This is a genomic window from Streptomyces sp. NPDC048420, assembly GCF_040651535.1.
Classification (GTDB): domain Bacteria; phylum Actinomycetota; class Actinomycetes; order Streptomycetales; family Streptomycetaceae; genus Streptomyces.
The window spans coordinates 232,110-249,892 of the sequence record NZ_JBEZKG010000004.1 but is presented as its reverse complement, the minus strand read 5'-3'; the positions used below and the strand labels follow the sequence as shown (position 1 = coordinate 249,892).

At 65.6% G+C, this 17,783-nt stretch carries 15 protein-coding genes and 1 pseudogene; 1 reads left to right on the top strand and 15 read right to left on the bottom strand.

The window, feature by feature from the left end:
• Positions 1-377: 377 nt before the first annotated feature.
• The 6 genes from AB0D34_RS08600 to AB0D34_RS08575 form a co-directional block, all read right to left on the bottom strand.
• A complete protein-coding gene (locus AB0D34_RS08600; protein WP_362658500.1) occupies positions 378-1,022 on the bottom strand; it encodes a TetR family transcriptional regulator in 645 nt (214 codons plus the stop codon).
• 228 nt (positions 1,023-1,250) lie between these two features.
• Complete coding sequence (locus tag AB0D34_RS08595) at positions 1,251-3,155, bottom strand: AAA family ATPase (RefSeq protein WP_362658497.1); 1,905 nt, start codon at positions 3,153-3,155, stop codon at positions 1,251-1,253.
• 176 nt (positions 3,156-3,331) lie between these two features.
• Complete coding sequence (locus AB0D34_RS08590; protein WP_356597961.1) at positions 3,332-5,017, bottom strand: hypothetical protein; 1,686 nt, start codon at positions 5,015-5,017, stop codon at positions 3,332-3,334.
• A gap of 110 nt (positions 5,018-5,127) precedes the next feature.
• Positions 5,128-6,369 (bottom strand): MoxR family ATPase, encoded by a 1,242-nt coding sequence (locus tag AB0D34_RS08585; RefSeq protein ID WP_356597962.1) that lies wholly within the window; start codon positions 6,367-6,369, stop codon positions 5,128-5,130.
• Between the two features lie 340 nt (positions 6,370-6,709).
• Positions 6,710-7,756 carry a hypothetical protein gene (locus AB0D34_RS08580; protein WP_362658494.1) on the bottom strand — a complete coding sequence of 349 codons (1,047 nt, stop codon included), beginning with the start codon at positions 7,754-7,756 and terminating at the stop codon, positions 6,710-6,712.
• A gap of 107 nt (positions 7,757-7,863) precedes the next feature.
• A complete protein-coding gene (locus tag AB0D34_RS08575) occupies positions 7,864-8,793 on the bottom strand; it encodes a hypothetical protein (protein WP_362658492.1) in 930 nt (309 codons plus the stop codon).
• Positions 8,794-9,064: 271 nt separating this feature from the next.
• On the opposite strand from AB0D34_RS08575, the gene AB0D34_RS08570 reads away from it, so the two are divergent.
• The gene (locus tag AB0D34_RS08570; RefSeq protein WP_362658489.1) at positions 9,065-9,586 is read left to right on the top strand and encodes a LysM peptidoglycan-binding domain-containing protein; all 522 of its coding nucleotides are present in this window, start codon (positions 9,065-9,067) and stop codon (positions 9,584-9,586) included.
• A gap of 149 nt (positions 9,587-9,735) precedes the next feature.
• Here AB0D34_RS08570 and AB0D34_RS08565 read toward each other — a convergent pair.
• The 9 genes and pseudogenes from AB0D34_RS08565 to AB0D34_RS08525 form a co-directional block, all read right to left on the bottom strand.
• Positions 9,736-9,828, bottom strand: a pseudogene (locus AB0D34_RS08565) (IS5/IS1182 family transposase); the annotation flags it as partial.
• A gap of 484 nt (positions 9,829-10,312) precedes the next feature.
• A complete protein-coding gene (locus tag AB0D34_RS08560; RefSeq protein ID WP_356597966.1) occupies positions 10,313-10,831 on the bottom strand; it encodes a hypothetical protein in 519 nt (172 codons plus the stop codon).
• 859 nt (positions 10,832-11,690) lie between these two features.
• A complete protein-coding gene (locus tag AB0D34_RS08555; protein WP_362658486.1) occupies positions 11,691-12,287 on the bottom strand; it encodes a hypothetical protein in 597 nt (198 codons plus the stop codon).
• A gap of 46 nt (positions 12,288-12,333) precedes the next feature.
• Positions 12,334-12,528 (bottom strand): hypothetical protein, encoded by a 195-nt coding sequence (locus AB0D34_RS08550; RefSeq protein ID WP_362658483.1) that lies wholly within the window; start codon positions 12,526-12,528, stop codon positions 12,334-12,336.
• A 236-nt stretch (positions 12,529-12,764) separates the two neighbouring features.
• Positions 12,765-13,256, bottom strand: coding sequence for a hypothetical protein (locus AB0D34_RS08545; protein WP_356597969.1), 492 nt, complete (start codon positions 13,254-13,256; stop codon positions 12,765-12,767).
• A 407-nt stretch (positions 13,257-13,663) separates the two neighbouring features.
• Positions 13,664-14,005, bottom strand: coding sequence for a hypothetical protein (locus tag AB0D34_RS08540; RefSeq protein WP_356597970.1), 342 nt, complete (start codon positions 14,003-14,005; stop codon positions 13,664-13,666).
• A 210-nt stretch (positions 14,006-14,215) separates the two neighbouring features.
• Positions 14,216-15,889 carry a DEAD/DEAH box helicase gene (locus AB0D34_RS08535; protein WP_362658480.1) on the bottom strand — a complete coding sequence of 558 codons (1,674 nt, stop codon included), beginning with the start codon at positions 15,887-15,889 and terminating at the stop codon, positions 14,216-14,218.
• Positions 15,890-17,069: 1,180 nt separating this feature from the next.
• Entirely contained in the window at positions 17,070-17,399 is a 330-nt protein-coding gene (locus AB0D34_RS08530) for a VRR-NUC domain-containing protein (RefSeq protein ID WP_356597972.1), read from the bottom strand.
• The gene (locus AB0D34_RS08525) at positions 17,399-17,716 is read right to left on the bottom strand and encodes a hypothetical protein (protein WP_362658477.1); all 318 of its coding nucleotides are present in this window, start codon (positions 17,714-17,716) and stop codon (positions 17,399-17,401) included. Before AB0D34_RS08525 ends, AB0D34_RS08530 begins: the two co-directional genes overlap by 1 nt.
• Positions 17,717-17,783 lie beyond the last annotated feature (67 nt).

Genomic DNA, 17,783 nt, shown 5'->3' with positions numbered 1-17,783 from the left:
TGCGGGCCCAGAGGGCCACGCAGCACCTCGGCGGCGCCCAGCAGGTGCCTCTCGAGCTGAGAGAGACAGTGACATGACTGACGTCCTTTGCACTGCCCATGGGCGGTGGAATCAGTGGCGCCTGGGTGGGAGGCGGGGCGCCGAAGCCGTCTGGTGGGGAAAGGCGGTCCGGCCAGGTGCGGGCCGGCCCGAGCCGTCACTGGCCCGTGGCCGCCCGATCTGTGTGTCCATCACATTGGCGGTCACGGCCAACGCGGTACTCCCGAGAGGATTGTGGCGGGTACCCCGCCCGTCTGGGCGGGGGTTGGCGCAACACATCACGACCGCGAGTGTGTCACCGGTTGGACATCGCGTGCTCGCCTCGCGTCCCTGACGGGTCACGCAGTCGGCAGGTGGAGGGCGACGGTACCGCCGGACACGGCCCGGGCGATGAGTTCGACCAGCATCTGGCGAACCACCTGTGAGGCCGCTGTCTCGGGGTCTTGGCGCCCGGCGGCCGCGGCAAGCAGCACCGTCAGCGCCTCGGCCGCGGCGAAGGATTCCTCCGTCGCGCCAGGTGATGACGGACGAGCGGTGATCGCGTACACCAGGTGCCCCAGGAGACCGGAGAGCATGCGGCGGCGGATCTCGGTGAACCGGATGTCCTCCTCGGCCGCCCGCAGGTCGACCACCCGCAGGACCACCTCGTGCTCCCGCCAGTACGCGAAGAAGGCGTCCACCGTGCTCCCGGCCTCGTGACGACCGCCGTCCCACCCACTGCCGATCTCCGCGTAGATCAGTCCATCGCTTCCCTCCTGCGCCACGGGCCGGGCCAGTTCCAGGACGGCCGCGTCGACGTCTGCGAAGTACTGGTAGAAGGTCGCGGGCGAGGTACGCGCGCGACGGGCGACATCGATCACTCTCGTCGCGTGATAGCCGCGCTCGGCCAGCAACTCCTTGAGATAGCGCAGCAGTTGGCTGCGGGTCTTCAGACCGCGTGCCCCAATCGGGCGCCCTGCGGTGGTCCGGATCTCCTCGGTCATGTCACTTCCTGTCAAGTGGGGTGGCACCGGCTGGCCCCTTGGGGCCGGGCCAGCGGCGGCCGCTGTCTGATCCAGGCCCGGCCCCCCGACGCGGGAGCGTGTTCGGCCCCAGGATGCTGGTCAGGGCCCGGGCCAGCACCGCCGTGATGTCGTCGACGGACATGGCGCCGAGGGCTCCTGTTCCGGAACACCCGGGACAGGAGCCCTCGATGCGATGCGAACGGCTGCTCAGTCGTCCGACGGGGATACCGAGGCTGTGCCGCCAGTCTGGCCAGCGAGCAGGTAGTCCTCGATCCAGGCGCGAACAGCCTTGCGCGCCGGCCGCGCACCCTGGGAATCCACGTAGGTTGTCTCCTCGATGGCGCGCAGTTCGTCGTCAGGCATCGACGCGGGCAGTACCTGAGCCAGCCGCGGCTTGGCCGTGGCGATCCGTTCACGCTGCCGCTCGTAGTCGGCGGCCATGATCTGCCGGTAGGTCTGCCGGTCGATGGGGTTGAACCCCACGATCAGGGAGAACCGGCCCAGCAGCTCGGCGTCGAAGAACTGCCCCAGTGCCCTGTTGAGGCTCAGGTTCGAGATGGTCTTCGGGTTGTTGCCGAAGCCGATCATCTTGCCGTCGAGCGAATCACGGGCGGCGTTCGTTGTGCAGATGACCAGGGCCTTGGAGAAGTCCAGCACCTTGCCATGGGCATTGCGGATGTAGCCTTCGTCGAACGCCGAGAGGAACAGGCGCTGCACGGCCTTGTCGGCCTTCTCGAACTCGTCGAGCAGGATCACCCGGTGGGGGTTGGCCTCCAGCGTGTCGAACGGGAGCTCCTGGTTGGAGTCCGAGCCGACATAGCCAGGAGGTGAGCCGATGATCTTCGACGTCGACCACTCGCTGTGGAATTCGGTCATGTTGAGGATGATCGGCTCGGTGCCGGTCGTCTCCTCAGCGATGATCTTGACTGCCTCGGTCTTCCCCACCCCCGAGGCCCCGGCGAACAGCCACGTCGTGGGCGTCTTCGTCGGGAACAGGTCGAGCTCTTCGCGGGCCAGACGGTCCGTGAGCTTGGCGAGCACGTCGTCCTGACCCTGCAGGCGGCTGGTGAGCGTGGCGCTCAGCGCGGCGGCGTCGAGGTCCTTGCGCTGGGCGTTTCCGGTCATCAGGCGCTTGGCCACGTCGAGCACGCGGGTGTTCGTCAGCGGCACCTGCGGGATGGACCGCAAGGTCTGCGCGAGTGCCGTGTCGCCGGCGTTCTCTGCCTGGACGATGAGCTTCTTCTGCTCCAGGACCCGATCAGCCATCGCCCGGTCGAGCAGCGTGATGGCGTTGTCCGGACGGTGCTGGCCAGCCCGGGAGTTCGCATCGGCGATCTGCACCACCGAGGCCAGGACATCGTCAGAGACTCCGATCTGGTGACGGTAGTGCGCCACCAGGCCGGGACGGACCGTGGTCATCACGGCCAGCGTCTGTTCCACGCTCAGCTCGTCGACGATGAGCCGGGTGAAGCGGCGGGCGAAGGCCGGGTCCTCGTCGAAGGCCCGAGATTCCGTACTGGTGGTCGCGCCGATGACGGACATGTCGCCGCGGGCCAGGGCCGGCTTGAGGATCTGCGAGATCTTGCGGCCGACGGCGTCGCCGTGGCTGCCGGAGCCTCCGGTGATCTGGTGGATCTCGTCCATGAACAGGATGGCCTTGTTCTTGGGGTCCGAGGCGAACTCGACGATCGCCTTGACCTTCTCCTCCAGTGAACCGACGACGCCAGTCCCGGCGATGATGTTGGTGATGGGCAGCTCGTAGATCGTGTGGTCCTTGAGCTGATCGGGGATGAGGGTGTCGCCCAGCGCGATGCGCCGGGCGATGTCCTCGACGATCTTCGTCTTGCCGACGCCGGCGGAGCCGACCAGCAGAGTGTTGGGCTTGGTCTTGCTGATGATGACCGAGAGCACCTGCTCAATGAGCGAGTCCCGGAACATGGTCGGTCCGGCGTTCTTGAACTTCTCGTTGTAGTCGACGAGGAGTTCTTTGACGTCATCGTCGTTGCTGCCACCGGACGGCATTCCCATGGGCGGCAACGACGCTGGAGGTCGGCCACCGCCGGTGCCCTTGTCGTCGTCGGAGCCACCGGGCGTGAAGTTGCTGAGACCCATCGGGTCCTCCTTCGGTGCGGGTCGCTCGGCGTGATGGCGCGCTGGGTGGATGTGTCACGGGCTCCGAGCAGGGATAGGGATGGGTGAGAGAAGAAGCCAGGGGTCACCAAGAGCGGTGCCGGCCAGGGGAGTTGGTTGCACGGCACTGCTATTGGCGGTCCTTGGGGACAGCGGGGTCAGACGACCATGCCGAGGAGCCTCTGCCGGATGCTCGGATCGATGTGTCGCATCGAGTCGGCGTAGCGTTTTGCCAGGTCAACCATGTACGACCAGTCCATGGCGGAGCACGGTGCGTAGTACAGGTTCTTCGGGTGGTCCTGGCGCGTGGACGGCGGCAGCCAGTCGAAGTCGGTGACCATGAGCGAGAGCCTGCGCTGGCGCACGCGGCTGGCGTTGATGTACCGCCAGATCTGCGTGTACTCCGTTCCGCCGGACACCTTCGGGATCCTGCGGAACTCCTTCCAGATCTGAGCCGTCGACTTGTTTTCCGTGCGCAGCATCACCTCCTGGGACAGGAAGTGGCTGAACGAGTTGAAGTACAGGTTGATGTTGAGCTTCTTGGCGATCCGGATGAGCATCATGACCGCCTCCTGGTAGTTCTCCTCGGAGATCGAACCGGAGGTGTCGATGTAGATGTGCAGGTCGGGCATGTACTGCACCGAGGTGATCCGGCCGGGCTTGTTGAAGTCGTCCGGGTCCCTGCGGTTGGCCTTGAGGAAGGTCGCCTTCGTCGTGCGGAAAATGTTCTGTGACTTGTTGACCTTGCCCATCCGGCGCAGCACACGGGTGATGTCCTTGAGCAAGTCGAGCTTGCTCGGCGGCTGCTTGCGGAACGCCACCTGGGCGCTACGGCTGCCAGGCTGGCCCGGTTGCTGCGTGGCTCCCAGGGCGGCCGCCCGGGCGGCGGCCCGTGGCAGCGACGTCAGCTTGGACAGCGACGTGTTCGAGACGACCTTCACCGGCGAAGCCAGCGACTGGTTGATGAGGTTCCACTCCCCCGTGATCTTCGCCGCGGTAGCCCGGGCATGGGCCTCGACGTTGACCAGGACGAGGGAGCGCGGGCAGAACAACTCCCCGACCGTGAACGGCAGGACGCCGGTGTCCAGGGCGGTGTTCTGCTGGCTGGCCTGGGCCCGCTGCCGCTCGGCGTAGTTCATGAGCATGTGCACGAGCACGCGCGCGAAGGAGTGCTCATCGTTGGCGTCAGCGTCGTCCTTACGCACCAGCAGCGACTCGGTGAGCCCCTTCAGGGACAGGGTCGTGAAGTCGTTGAGCAGCTTGGTGGTGGCCGGCGGCAACGCACTGGCCATCGTCTGTGTCTGCTGGGACAGCCAGATCTTGAAGTCGTCGAAGGCCGCGGAGGACTGGAACCAGAACCCGAGGGTGTCGGGGTGGAAGGTGTAGGCGATCGAGGCGAAGAAGGCACTCTCGTTGCGGGTACCCGCCAGCAGAGCCTTCGCGGCCGGGAGGACATCAGCCTGTGCGGTGTAGAGCACCCGCGGGGAAGGCGCGGGCATCTTGTTCTGCTGTCCGGCCTGGACGGCGAAGAGTTCGGCGACCGGCAGCGGTGTGCCCTGGTCGAAGTTGATCAGGGTCTGCCCGAGCAGCTCCTTGACGGCCTGCTCGCTGGCCGCGTTCAGCGTGTCGCCGAGGCAGCTCAGGATCAGGTCCGGGATGCCCCCCGTCAGATCAGTACCCTGAGCGTCGGTGATGGTCGTCGGGGCGCTGGGATTCAACGGCTCCAGGAGCGGGTCGATGAGGGTCTGCTGGATCGCCGGCATCGGGTCGTAATCACCGGTGCACGAGATGGTGTGCAATGCGTCGAGTACGGCCGGCTTCTGGTTCGTGACGGTGATCGTCATGGGTCGTGGTCTCCTTCTGAGGACGAGACAGCGGCAGAGCGCCGCCGGCGGTGGGGAGTTGCAGCAAGGACGGCAGCCCGCAGCAGTCCCCACCACCAGTGAGCGAGCGATCAGAGGAAGGCCGAGAGGACCGGCTTGGCCTGGTTGACGATCGGAGCGTCGATCTCCATGAAGGCCTCCAGGTTCTGGCGGTCGATCTGCTGGCTGGTCACCATCTCGATGAGCGTGCGGGTGTGCTCCGGCTCGATCTGGGTGATGGCCTGGGCCAGCTGCTCGATGAGGCGCGCGTTGTCCTTGCTCTCCTTGAGCGCGTACAGCAGCGACCCGGACTTCTCGTTGTCGGTCAGCGTCGTGATGACCGCGGCCATGTCGGTCATGGTCGCTGCGGCTTTCAGGCTCTGGTAGCAGTTCGGCTTCGGGACGTTCACCCGGTTCTGCTGCACGCCGCCGGCGTTGTTCGCCAGGTCCTGGGAGATGGTGGCCACGAGCTGCGTGGTGAACATGGTGTCCCCGACGTAGGCCTCGATGGCCTCGTTCAGCAGCGAGGTCTCGCGGTCCCCGATCTGGATCGGGGTGGCCAGGTACTGCGCCAGCTGCTGCGGGTCGGTCGCGTTGAGCCACTTCGACAGGTTGTCGATGGTGCGCGGCGTGGTGAGCTGGTTCATCTCCTCACCGCCGTCGAACAGATCGGCCATCGTGACGTTGCCGTTGTCGTCGTCGTCCTGGCCATCAACGACGATGGCCTCGGGCGTCGACTTCTGGAAGATGAGCCCCGGGTATTGCGTGAGCACCGTCTTCACCCAGGGGTTCATGTTGTCGCCGAGCACGGACATGAGGGTGGCGGCGTCGGGCTCGACGTGAAAGATCGCGAAGCGGGACAAGCTCGCCTCGTCGAGTGAGGTGACGTTGCCCCTGTCGTTGCCGGCCACGACGATGCGGACGTTCTTGGGCAGCTCGACATGCCCCATGCGGCGCAGCGTGACCAGGGTCAGGGCGCCGGAGGTGACGTCAGAGGTGGTGCGGTTGATCTCGTCGAGGAAGAGGATCGGCCACTCACGCGGGTTCTTCTCGGCGTAGTCGATGCACTCCTGGATCACCTGGTGCGGGTAGAAGACCTGCTTGTAGCTCTGGCTGCCGTCGTCCTTGGTGTACAGCACCAGACGCGCACCGGTGAGGTCGGCCTTGTCGGCGAGCTGGTTACACGGCAGCGTGAAAGCCTGCGTGCCCATGGAGTAGGCCAGGTCCTCGACGAAGCTGGACTTGCCGATGCCGGGTTCGCCCATGAGAGCAGGCGTCGCGCCGACCTCAAGGGACTGCTTGATGAGGGTCGTCAGGGTGTCGTTGAACTTCATGTCGATGTCTTTTCTGTGGGCGGGCGAGGAAGAGAGAGAAAGAGAAGAGATGTCGGAGGACGGCGCTGTTGCTCTCGGCGTCACCGAGGCTGCATAGGCCGTGAACGGTCCTGTGGCGCGGGCCGCGACCTCGGAGCCCGGCGGAGCCCTGCACTCCCGCCATTGGTGGCGATGGAGCCCCGCTGCACATCGCCACCCGATCGCGCTCCGCGCGATCCAGCACTGTCCACCACCCGTGCTCGACCCCGCCGTAACACCCCGTCACCCACCCCGCCCGCTGCCGGAGGCAGCAGATGAACCAGGCGCAGGATCAGCCGCAGGAACAGGCACACAGCGTCAGTCAGTTGGTCGACGAGGAACGGGCCTCGCGGTCGGCCACGAGCGCAGCCGCGCGGTCAAGGAGGAAGGGCCGGCCGTTGCGCCGCTCGCTGTGCTTGGGGCGCGCAGGGATGATGTCCAGCGCTGCCTTGTAGAGCAGCCATGCGGTGTCGCCAGTCGAGTACTTGACGCCGAGGGCGCTGTAGGCGCGCAGTTGCGTCCGCATCCAGCCGTAGAGCGAGGCGAGAACCGAGAACTCCCAGCGGGACATGTCGTGGTTGAAGTCGCCGGGATCCCGGAGCTGATGGTGTGCACTGGCCAGGGTCTGCTCGACGATCGTCTGCGAGTACGGGATGTCGGGCATGTCCTCAGCGGTATCGACAGCTGATACTGAAGCACCGGAGCTCTCGCTGGCGTTCACGGCCAGCTGCGCGTAGAGGTCCTCGATGGAGGTGAAGGCCGGCGCGCTAGTTGCTGCGTTGACACTAGCGACGATGCGATCGGGCACCGGCCGGCGGGTGAAGGTCGACCAGTGGTCCAGGAGCAGCTCGTACCAGCCGTGTTCCTCACGCAGGACGCGCTTGCCGGCGGCCACGGGGAAGTCGTGGAAGTTCTTCGGCAGCGGCATGACGAGATGGAAGCCCTGGCCAGACATCGACTGCTCCGAGTAGAAGATGCCCGGCAGCCGCAGCAGGTCTGTGGCCACACCTGGCGGGCAGTGGGCCTCGATGTCGAGGACGAGCAGCCCATCAGTCTGGGCTTGAAGGTAGAACGCGGTGTTCGCGGCGTTCGGTATCGCCGCGGTGAGTTCGTCGAGGGTGAGCAAGCAGGTCTCGTCCAGGGCGAAGGCTCCGCGTAGTGGGCCGGCGTGCTTGCAGCTGGACGTGCAGCCAGCGAGCAGGTGCCGTACGTCGATCGGGGCCTTGCGCTTCGGCGGCTTGGTGGGATCGTCGGGGGGCTCTTCCCCGATCTGTCCGGAGATGGTCCACCGACAGGCACTGGCGAGAGTGCGGATCGCGGGGTTGCCGTAGAACTGCGGGAACCAGGCATGGGGGTCGGCTGGAGTCATCGTGGGACGCACGCTTTCGATCGGAGGCGTCAGGAGGGGAAGCGAAAGACAGGACCCCCGTACTGCACGGATGCAAGTACGGGGGTCTCATCGATGGTCAGCGGGGATCAGCCCTGGTAGGTGATCCCCGCATGCTGGGCCGGGCCGGAGCCGTTCCAGGGGGCGGTGGCCACGGGCGAGCCCACGGCCGAACCGGCATCCTTGAGGGAGGCGTTCTCGGCCTCAAGACGCGCGAGCTTCTCCTCCAGGGTCTCCTGCGGGGCAGGAGCCGCGGCCGGAACAGCAACCGGAGCAGCAGCAGCGACGGGCGCAGCCACGGCGGTCGCCGGGGCCTGAACCGGAGCCTGCGCGGCCACGGCCACAGGTGCGGACACCGGCTGCGGGGCCGGGAAGGACAGGCCGTCCTCCACCTCGGTCGCCACCGGGACAGCGGCGGCAGGGGCAGCACTGGCAGGAGTGGCCTGAACGGGGCGCGGCGTGCCGTTGAGCACGATGCCACGCGCAGCCAGCTCAGCCTGGTCGATGCCGCCGGCAGTGTAGTAGCGCGGCGTCTCATGGACGATCACCTGTTCGAGGGCCAGGCCGCGGTTGTTGAAGTCCTTCGGCTTGTAGGTGCGCAGCACGAGCGTGACATCGAGGCCCTGCGCGAGCTCCTGGCCGGACTCGTCCTGGTCGTAGGTGCCGTCGCCCTTCGGAGAGGGGATCGCGATGACCGGCAGGGTGCTGCCCTTGGAGTCGATGGAGTAGTTGGGTCCGGTTTCGGGCCGCTTCGGGGAGTCGTAGCGGCGCTCGGAGACGAACTGCTCTTCGAGGGTGGGGTTGTTCGGATCGGCGAACTGGACCTCGGCGTGAATGATCGTCGCGGTGGTGTGCGGCTTGCCGACGGGGCTCATGCCGTTCTTCGTCTTGCGCTGATCGCTGGCAACGAGCTCCGCGCCCTGGATGAGGCGGGCGAGCACGGCGAAGCCGAGCTTCCCGCGGATGAAGACGTTCTTGCCCTCGGTGATCTGGCTGGCGGAGATGGAGTAGTTGGCCATGGTGATGCGGTTCCTTCGTTCGGTCTGGCGGTCGGCGACTCAGGGGTCCATTGGGGAGCTATCAGACAGGGTTTTGACTGCCATCCAGTCTCCTATCGTATCAACTTCTGTTCGACTATGAGTAGAATGTCATTGTTAGGTATGAATGGTTGTGCGTGCTATTCACAGAGGAGTCGAAACAGGGATGACGGCTACGGTTCAGAGGCCAGCGGGGACGGCGTTGAAGCCGTCGGCACAGATGAGAGCGGCTGCCGGGAGTCACGCCGGCCCGATGGGCTTCGGCAACGGACCCGTCATCGCCGCCAGCGTTATGGTGGGCGGAGCGGCGCTCTTCGCCGGATGGGGCCTGACGCAGCTCGCGACGTCCGACGGCGGCTTCATTCAGGCACTGCGGGGCAATCACAGCCCGGCCGAGGCACCGGTGAATCCCGGCGAGACGAACGCCGGAGACAGCAGCGCCCAGCAGCCGAGCGAGGGCGGTACGCAGAAGCAGGACGAGAACGGGGCAAGTCAGGATCCGACGCCGGGTCGCGGCGACGAGGACAAGCCCAACGGATCGGATGCACCGGCCGAGGCGAAGCCCGCGCCAACGGCGAAGCCATACACCATCAAGCCAGGCGATACGCTCACCGCGATCTCGGGGACGACGAGGGTGCCGATCGGCATCCTGGTTGAGACGAACAAGATCCAGAATCCGGATCTCATCTACGCGGGGGCTTCGCTGCTCATCCCGCCGGTGTGGCGACCCGGCAGGGCGGCACTGCCCCGCACCGAGCCTGATTCGATGCCCTGACCGCCACGAGGCGGTCAGGGCATCGGCGTGTTCTCAGACGGAGGACTCTGCCTCCCGCTGGCCTGAAGGTCCATCAGTCGCGGGTGCGCAGCTGGTGCAGCTACTCGACCTCATCGCTCATGGACGGGGGGCATCCGGCGTGTAAAGGCGTCACACTCGGCCTGGGCGCCGTCGAGCAGGACGAACTCGGGGTCTGCCCCACGCAGGGCACGCAGCAGACCGGGCGCCCGCGCGGCCAGGAGATCGATGCCCGCGCCGGCTTGGGCAGCTGCACCAGAGCGACCACGGCACGCAAGTGCTGCAGGATGAGAGCCCACAAGGCTCCCGTACCTATGGTTGAGACTTCGAGCACCTCCCTCATGAGCCTGCCAGATCGTGGTCTCGCCGCATTCGGCGCGGTGGCCGCTGGCGCGGTTGCTCTGGAACTTGACCGTGAGGCCTTCCATGCTTAGCGGTTTGCTCATGGTTGCTGCTCCTGGAAGTCGAAGGCGCCGAAGACGACCTGCGTGGCCTCGTACGGCTCACCGCGAGGCGTCACCCGGGACCGGCGTAAGCCGGCCCACGGCATGTCTTCCCGTAAAGCACTCGGCCCGGGTTCGACACCCGGATCAGCTGCGCTGATCCCCTCCCCTATTGCGAAATGCAGCACTGTAACCAGCGTCAGAGATCAGAAAGCCCCATCGGCCAGACTGCTGAGGGGGTCGTCTGAGTACGAGGTCTGGTCTCTCACGCCGCATCAGTGTCATCGGACTCACCCCGGCCAAACAGGAATCCGCGGACGTCACCGTTCTTCATCATGTCCTGCAGGTGCGCCAGGAACACTGCGCGCTGTGTGGCTCGGCGATCTGCCAAGGAGTCGTACTCGCGCAATACCTTCAAGTCGACGACCCAGCCGTTCTCGCGAGAGATGGCCTGGTCAAGCTGAGATCCCGGCACGACGTCCATGCCGGTGAAGGCATGGTCGAACTCGGGCGCGATGTCGAGGTGTTGATCCGGCTCATCGATGTAGAGCGTGTCAACGCCGACCTGCTGGCCGGCCTTGTCGAACGCCACGAGGAACACACGGTCGGGCCTGGTGGTGTTGTCGACGTGGACCGCTGCAATGTTCGTGTCACCGATGAAGCTCGTCTGCTCGAACCGCTCGTACACGCGGGCACGAGCGTCATGGCACCACATGATGCGCCGGGCTTCATTGAAGCCTTTGAACTCGTCAGAGTTGGCCGCTTCAGTGTGGGGGTGGATCATCGGTGCGCTCCTTCATATGCGAGATCCGGGAGGTTTGCGATGCCAGGGGGCGCATTGGCTACGACACACGCCTCGAAGCAGCGAACCTCAACCGTCATGCACCGTCGTACTCGGCTGTTGCCGTGCCTGAGTTCGGAAGATCGGGTCTGGCTGGGCTTGCACGGGACGCTATGCCGATGCCGAATGCGCACCGTGCGCGCATGAACAAACCGACCGGCATGCCTATGGGTCGTGCACCACATCGACTAAATACGGCCCTGAGGTGCGCGCGCCGTAGCGACTTCTTGCCGGGACTGCACATTGGTCGAGCCAATGGCGGGAGTCACCTCTTGCCGCTTCAGCCCGTTCGTAGCAGACACCGTGCATGTAAAAGCCGACCATCGAGACTTGGATGTGTTGTTTTGGCTTGAACCTGCCCGAGGTTGGCTACAGGAGCAAACACCAAGCATGTTCTTGTGACTGGACTCAACCATGCATGCCCGGGGCGGTCAACGGCGGCATGGTGCGCGGACCGGCGGTCCGGCTAACGTGGATGATCATCCACACAGGCGAGACGATTGTGACCTGAAAGCCCGGTGGACCGAGATCACGGCCCAGGACACCAAGCCCGACGTCGTGGAATCCGAGTGGATCTGCAAGATGGTCGAACACGGCCCGGTCTGGCTCTCGTTCGAGCCGCCGGCCGAGATCCGGGTGTTCCCTGCTCATTGCGAGGAGCGCAGCGTAGTCGTCAGCGTTCTCAGGGGGGCAGAGGGTGAAGACGCTGCACGTTCCTGGGTGTCCAGCGCCGGACGTGCAGCGGAACGGGATCGGGCGGCTATGGCCCTTGCGGCAGACATGGGGGACTCATGGTGTACGCCTATGTCAGCACGGCACGAAGCCCGTTGGTGAGCAGGGCCACGGCCGCAGACAACTCACGGGGCGTGGTCAGCGCGCCTAGCTGAGCGACTGCAGCCGAACTGCTCTGCCCAGCAGCGGCATTGAGTGCCGCTTGAACGGTATGGCGGACGGTTTCCGTGACGCGCATCTGGACTTCGGTGTCCTCCAAGTCGGCAGCTGTGACCTGCCCGCGTCCCATGAGGCGGTTGGTCTTGGAAGCGACATCGAGGGTGGTGAGCGCGTCGTCGTCCGCCGCGGGGGCGAGAGCGGAGAGGTTCGCGCCGCCGAAGGCAGTACGGAGACGTGACGGGCACTGGGTGTGAAGGTTCATGGCGAGCTCGGCGGCGAGGCCACGGACGGCTACCAGACCGTAGGCGTTGGCCAGTTGCATCATGAGTCCGAGCGCTGCGTGAAGATCCCTCTGTCTGAGGGCTATCAGGTAGGCGTCAGTGACGGTTCGTATGAGACTTTCGGGAATCGCTGTGCCGGACACGGCGTTTTCCCCGTTCGCGCGTTCGAGTGGCTGCGCGCCGGCGAACTCGCTGGTGATGAGGTTGTCCCAGTCGTGATCAGTCATGAGAGCGCTGCTCCTTGAGCTTGTTGGGTATGGCAGCTGGCTGTAATCAGCAACGAAACTGCCGGTGGAGCTGGGCTGGTTGTGCAAGCACGGCCCCACCGGCAGTTGGGTGCTTCTTTCGCTCCTGAGCCGGCCCAACGCTTGCGCTGTCCTGCCTGAAGTTGCCCTCTTCAAGCATCTGCTCCAGCGCGTTCTTCCAGTGGTCAACCTGGTACTGCGTGATCTTCTGCTTGCGGGCCATGCGTGAGTCCCTCCTCGAAGGGCGTGATGTGGGTTGATGCTGTGCGGCAGGACCTGGCCCAGCACGAGCACGTCGTCGATGACATGGGTCCTCCTCAGGTGGCCAGCGGTTACTTGCTCTCCCCCGCACCCTGAAGGCACGCCGGAACTCGGAGGGTCCTCACCTTTTTCTGCGTGGGCCAGGGCGTCGAGGTACTCCTCCAGCTCCCGCTGGGACATGTTGTGGGGTCCGTCGAGTCAGCCATCGGAGTCTCCCTCGATGGCGCTGCGCTTGCGGGCCGAGCGCCGACGGATGCTGGCGGCGAGGCGGTCGTACTCTCGACGTGCGTCGCTCGCCCGGACACGGTGATACTCAGCCTGTCGGTTGTGGTCCCCGATCGACTTCTCAAGTCGGCTGAGCTCGCGGCGGAGGCTGTGCTCTTTGTCGCCCCAGTAGATCTCACGCACGGCGGCCGTCAGTTCCGATTGGTGCATCATCAGCCATGTGGTGGGGATCTGGGCCTGCGCCTGGGACAGCCCGCGCTCAAGTCGGAGGGTGATTTTGCCGTCGCCCGTCATGGACGGTCGTGCGAACGCGACGCTCGGTGAGCCGAGGAACGGCCTGAGTATCTGAGGTACTGTCTCCGCGGGGAACTTCGCGAGCACGCGCGAGATGAGTCCGGCGATCTCCTGGAGGTCGGCGTACATCTGGATCGCGGCGTCGACGGTCTCTGTGGTCTTGTGCTTCATCACTTCTGGTCCTTGAAGATCGGGTCCCGCTCGGGGAGCCGGGACAGGGCCTCCGTCCTGGCCGGATTTGCCTCCGCTCATGACGTAGAGGAAGCCGCTGCCCTTGGCGCAGAGGACGGAGGCGCACTGTTCCTTTGTGTCCATGACCAGACGCATTGTCAGGGCGCGCTAATGAGAGGCCGTCAGGGGTCTGGTTGGAGGTCGATGCGCGTCCCGGCTGGTGCATTGACGGGTCTCATCGGTGTCTTGCTGGGGGCTTCGGCGATCAGCGTCGTTGTCGCGTCCGGCTGGTGGCAGCAGAACGTCCCCTCAGGGACACCGCCGGAACCCGGGGATGCCCCTGAGGGGAGACGAGGTGCCCGTGGGGACGTAGCGTGGAACGGGCGGCAGAGCCGACCCTGCGTCGTTCAGGCGTCGAGTAGCGCGCAGACGGGGCACTCAGGTGCCCCGGACGGCGCGTTGCGCTGCACGGTGTAGCCGCACAGGCAACCGTGGTACGTGCCGTCGCTCACGTGCATGTAGGCGTCTTCGCGCCCTCGGATCTGGTTGCGGGCATCGGTGATCTCACCGGGCTCGGTGAAGGTGATGCTGGTGACGCCCATCGGGGCGAGGCTGTCCGCGATGGAATTCTTGAGTGCCGCCACATCTGGATCGTCGTCATCGACGACCAGCCCGGTGAACCTGGCGTTCTGATCTGCCGGGTTCGGCTTGGAGCCCTTACGAGGCCTTCCACCGGTGAAGTCCTGCATTGTGCTGTCACTCCTCTGTTGTGTGCTGGCACGCTCAGTACTCTGTGGTGCCTGTCGCGGGCGCAGGAATGCAGAAGCCCTGGGCAACACGGATCCCCCAGGGCTTCTCGGCATCTCATGCCGTCGTCCGGGGCGGCTGTGCCGCCCGCTCCGTCGCACCCGAGGTGGGGATCCGTACAGAGCGCCGGGCCGTCGTCGGATGGGTGTGGGTTAGACCCGCTCGGAAGCCCAGAGGTCGTTGAGGTCCTCGCGGATCTCTTCCTCCAGGGCGGCGAGAAGCGCCTGCTCGGCGTTGGAGTCCCCGGAGACGGCCTCGATGAGGTCGTCCTGGACCTGCTGCTTGCCAGCGAGCACCGAGGGCATCCGTTCGTCCTGTGTGCCCTTGGCGATGAGCCGGTGGATGGTCACCGGCTTTGTCTGGCCCGTGCGGAAGAGCCGGCCGTTGGTCTGCAGGTAGTGCTCGAGCGAGAACGGCAGCGTGTACCAGATCATCGTCGAGCCGCCGTGCTGCAGGTTCAGGCCGTGCCCCGCGGCGGCAGGGTGGAGCAGCATCACCGGGATCTGCTTGGCATTCCACCGGCGGACCATGTCGCGCGAGCCATCGAAGGCCTGCGCGTCGATGCCGGCCTTCCGGAGCCGCGTGAGTAGCTGCTCCTTGTCGGACTTGAAGTGATAGGCGATGAGCACGGGCTCGCCGCCGTTGTTCCGCACCAGGTACTCGGTCATCTCGATCTTCTTGTCGTGGATGACCTCGTACCGGCCCTTCGTGGTCGGGTCGTCAGGATCCGCGGTGTAGAGCGTGCCAGAGGCGAACTGCATCAGCTTGCTTGTCAGCACCGCCTGATTCGCGGCAACGATTGATTCGACGCTCTGCGTCAGCTTCCCGTCGTCGTCGGTGTAGCTCTGCACGATGTCCAGGACCAGGTCGCGCTTGAAGTCCTTGTAGGCCTGGAGCAGGTCCGGCGGGAGCGTGACATTGACGTCCTGGATACTGAGCGCCGGGAGCTGCAGGCTCGTGTTCTGAGCGCTCATCACCAGATGCGAGATGGCCTGATGGATCTCAGCCTCGGCGTTTGCCGTGGGGATCCACTTCGCCGGCGTCGTCGTACCGGGCACCATCTTCGGCGTGAACCAGCGGTTGCGGAACGCGGTGATGTTCTGTCCCAGCGTCTGGCCCTGGTCGAGCAGGTAGACCTGGCTCCACAAGTCGTGAAGACCGTTAGGGCTGGGCGTTCCCGTCAGCTCGATGAGCCGGGTCATGGCCGGCCGCACTGTCGCCAGGGCCAGGAAGCGCTGCGAGTCGTGCGACTTGAAACCCTGGGACTCATCGATGATGACCGTCTGGAAGGGCCAGATGATGGTGTTCTGGCCGTTGATGTTCTGGACCGGCAGCTGGTCGACCAGACCGAAGCGGCATCGAGCGCAGCCTGCGCCGGAACAGGTCCGGCAGGAATAGGCTTCCCACGTCACCAGGACCGACTTGAGCAACTCCTGGATCCATGCGCGGATCTTTGCCTTGGCGGGCACCCGGTTGTTGGCGTTACCGGCAACCAGAGCACGGTACCCGTCGACCAGCTCGTCTCGGCCAAGCGGCCCCCGTACCTGGAGCAGGCCCAGGATCGCCATCGCCTCCGGTGAGACGGTCGGGGCAGGCACTGCGCCTGGTACCGGGGTGATCAGCTTCGTCTCCTGGGACGGCTGAGTCAGCAGCTCCTGATTGATGAAGTACATCGTCGGCGGATCGGTGGCGACCTCCTGGAAGCGCTTCAGGCGCTTGGCCTTGGAGAGCGTTCTGTCGTTCTCGTCGACGATGAGCGACTTCATCCGGATGGGGAAGCCCCACTTCTCGATCTCGTCGATCCAGGTGGAGCGGGCGATCGCCACGGGCGCTATGACGAGGATGTGCCCCATCGGGCGGACCGTCTGCAGGACCCTGAGGGTCGTGAGCGTCTTGCCGGCCCCGACGCCGAGCCACGCGCCGGCGAAGGGGTGGTCAACGAGGAAGTCGTGGATCTGCTGCTGATGCGGCATCAGCGAGATCGGAGACGGAGCAGTAGCCGCGGTCATGTCGCTGGTCATCCCTTCTCTTCGAGTGAGTGTTCATTCGCTTTCTGCGGAGCCTCGGGAGTGATGTCGGAGTTCGTTCTGGTTGCGGGAACCGACGCGGCACCATCGAGGTGGCTCGCCGACGCGAGCCCAGAGCAGCCGCAGTGCTGAAGGGCCGCCGACAGACCTCGTACCTGAACTCCTGTGCCTGGGACGTGTATTGGGTTTCGGTCTCGGCTTCAGCCGCACGTATGACCTCGAATAGCGGCCGTCGAAGGTCACCTTCAGCGGCGTATCCGCAGGAAGGCTGCCTTCTTGGGCGTCGAACCAGGCGGTGAAAGCTGTGCTGTGCTGGATGAACGCCTGGGCCACCGTGAACTCTTGGGCCGGTATGGGTTCATGAGTGGAGTCCGACGATGGAACGTCAGCATGGTGCTCGGCCATGAGCCGGCGCATGTCGGCCCTGGCTCGCCCAGACGGCCCCAGAGGGTGCTCAGCACCCTGGGGGCCTCCGTCGGCCAGCAGTTCATCCAGCAGGCGGAGGTTCTGTGCGTCCAGTCGGTTCCGCAGACGGCGTTCAGCCTGGAGCGGCGCCACCTTCTGAACGGACTCCTGGATCTTTTCCGCTGTACCTCATGACGCGCCCCCGGTGCCGTAACGCTCCAGCGCCGCGTCCACGCTTCGCCGGAACGACTCCAGATTCAACCGAATGTCCGCCGGGACGGGCACGCCCCGGTAGTGCGGCTGCGGAACATCCCGGCTGCCGAACCCAGGGCCCCACTCCCCGGCCGGAGGGCGCTCGCCGTAGGGGTACGCCATCGGCAGGGGGCCGTCGTTGTGCGTGCCCTACATCTTGGCCGTGTGCATGGTCGGGATGAAGGTCCCGGTCAGACTCCGGCAGCGGTTGCAGGGGTAGTTGACGTACCGGACGTCCGTGTTCGCCCGCTGTCCATCGCAGGTGGAGCAGTTCCACGTGCCGCACCGGCGGCACGCGTAGCGAGGCTCGCTCACGACGCACCTATGTATCTGTGGGTCGTGGTGCTGCGCTCTGTTGGTCGGATGAGATCCTGAGGAGGTGCCCGATGAAGACGTCGATGCTCGGCTTGTCGTCGACGACGTGAACCTCGGCCCCGTGGCGGCGCAGCTTGGCGTGCGTGAGCTGTTGCAGCTTCCGCAGCTGGCCGCCGGGGCGCTTGACCTCGACGAACACGGTGCCGCCGGGGGCGACGACGATCCGGTCGGGCACTCCCCCGCGTGCCGGCGAGACGAATTTCAGGCACAGGAAGCCGTGTGCCCGGCACTGGCTGAGGAGGTAGTCCTCGATGGTGCTCTCACGCGTGCGCGCCATCAGGGCTGTGTGTTCTCGTCCGAGGAGACCGTCGGCGCGCCGTACTTCAGCTCACCGGGCGCGACGAGGCGGAAGCCCGTGGAGTGCCTGTGCATTCGGGAGACGCTGAGGGTGGAGTGCTTCGTGCCGTAGTGATCCCGGACTTGGGCCTCCCCGTCCGCAACGGACTCGATGACGACGCGGCGCTTGCTCTGCCGGGTGTCGAGGTCCTCCCAGATCTGGCCCCGGCGGACCAGGATGCCCTCGCGGGTCGTGTTCTTCTTCTGCTGGGCCTGGGCGTCTTCGTCCTGGGTGGAGGTGTCGGTCGCGGCACTCACAACTCGTCGCCCCCCTCATCGGTGCGGACGGGAAGTGTGGTCTGGAACATGACGTCTCTCGATTCTC

What these genes read in the sequence shown, in the direction of transcription:
- AB0D34_RS08570 (WP_362658489.1), top strand. Translation starts at nt 9,065, where the DNA reads ATGGGCTTCGGCAACGGACCCGTCATCGCCGCCAGCGTTATGGTGGGC.
- AB0D34_RS08595 (WP_362658497.1), bottom strand. Translation starts at nt 3,155, where the DNA reads ATGGGTCTCAGCAACTTCACGCCCGGTGGCTCCGACGACGACAAGGGC.
- AB0D34_RS08560 (WP_356597966.1), bottom strand. Translation starts at nt 10,831, where the DNA reads ATGATCCACCCCCACACTGAAGCGGCCAACTCTGACGAGTTCAAAGGC.
- AB0D34_RS08540 (WP_356597970.1), bottom strand. Translation starts at nt 14,005, where the DNA reads ATGCAGGACTTCACCGGTGGAAGGCCTCGTAAGGGCTCCAAGCCGAAC.
- AB0D34_RS08555 (WP_362658486.1), bottom strand. Translation starts at nt 12,287, where the DNA reads ATGACTGATCACGACTGGGACAACCTCATCACCAGCGAGTTCGCCGGC.
- AB0D34_RS08530 (WP_356597972.1), bottom strand. Translation starts at nt 17,399, where the DNA reads ATGGCGCGCACGCGTGAGAGCACCATCGAGGACTACCTCCTCAGCCAG.
- AB0D34_RS08585 (WP_356597962.1), bottom strand. Translation starts at nt 6,369, where the DNA reads ATGAAGTTCAACGACACCCTGACGACCCTCATCAAGCAGTCCCTTGAG.
- AB0D34_RS08590 (WP_356597961.1), bottom strand. Translation starts at nt 5,017, where the DNA reads ATGACGATCACCGTCACGAACCAGAAGCCGGCCGTACTCGACGCATTG.
- AB0D34_RS08575 (WP_362658492.1), bottom strand. Translation starts at nt 8,793, where the DNA reads ATGGCCAACTACTCCATCTCCGCCAGCCAGATCACCGAGGGCAAGAAC.
- AB0D34_RS08600 (WP_362658500.1), bottom strand. Translation starts at nt 1,022, where the DNA reads ATGACCGAGGAGATCCGGACCACCGCAGGGCGCCCGATTGGGGCACGC.
- AB0D34_RS08550 (WP_362658483.1), bottom strand. Translation starts at nt 12,528, where the DNA reads ATGGCCCGCAAGCAGAAGATCACGCAGTACCAGGTTGACCACTGGAAG.
- AB0D34_RS08545 (WP_356597969.1), bottom strand. Translation starts at nt 13,256, where the DNA reads ATGAAGCACAAGACCACAGAGACCGTCGACGCCGCGATCCAGATGTAC.
- AB0D34_RS08580 (WP_362658494.1), bottom strand. Translation starts at nt 7,756, where the DNA reads ATGACTCCAGCCGACCCCCATGCCTGGTTCCCGCAGTTCTACGGCAAC.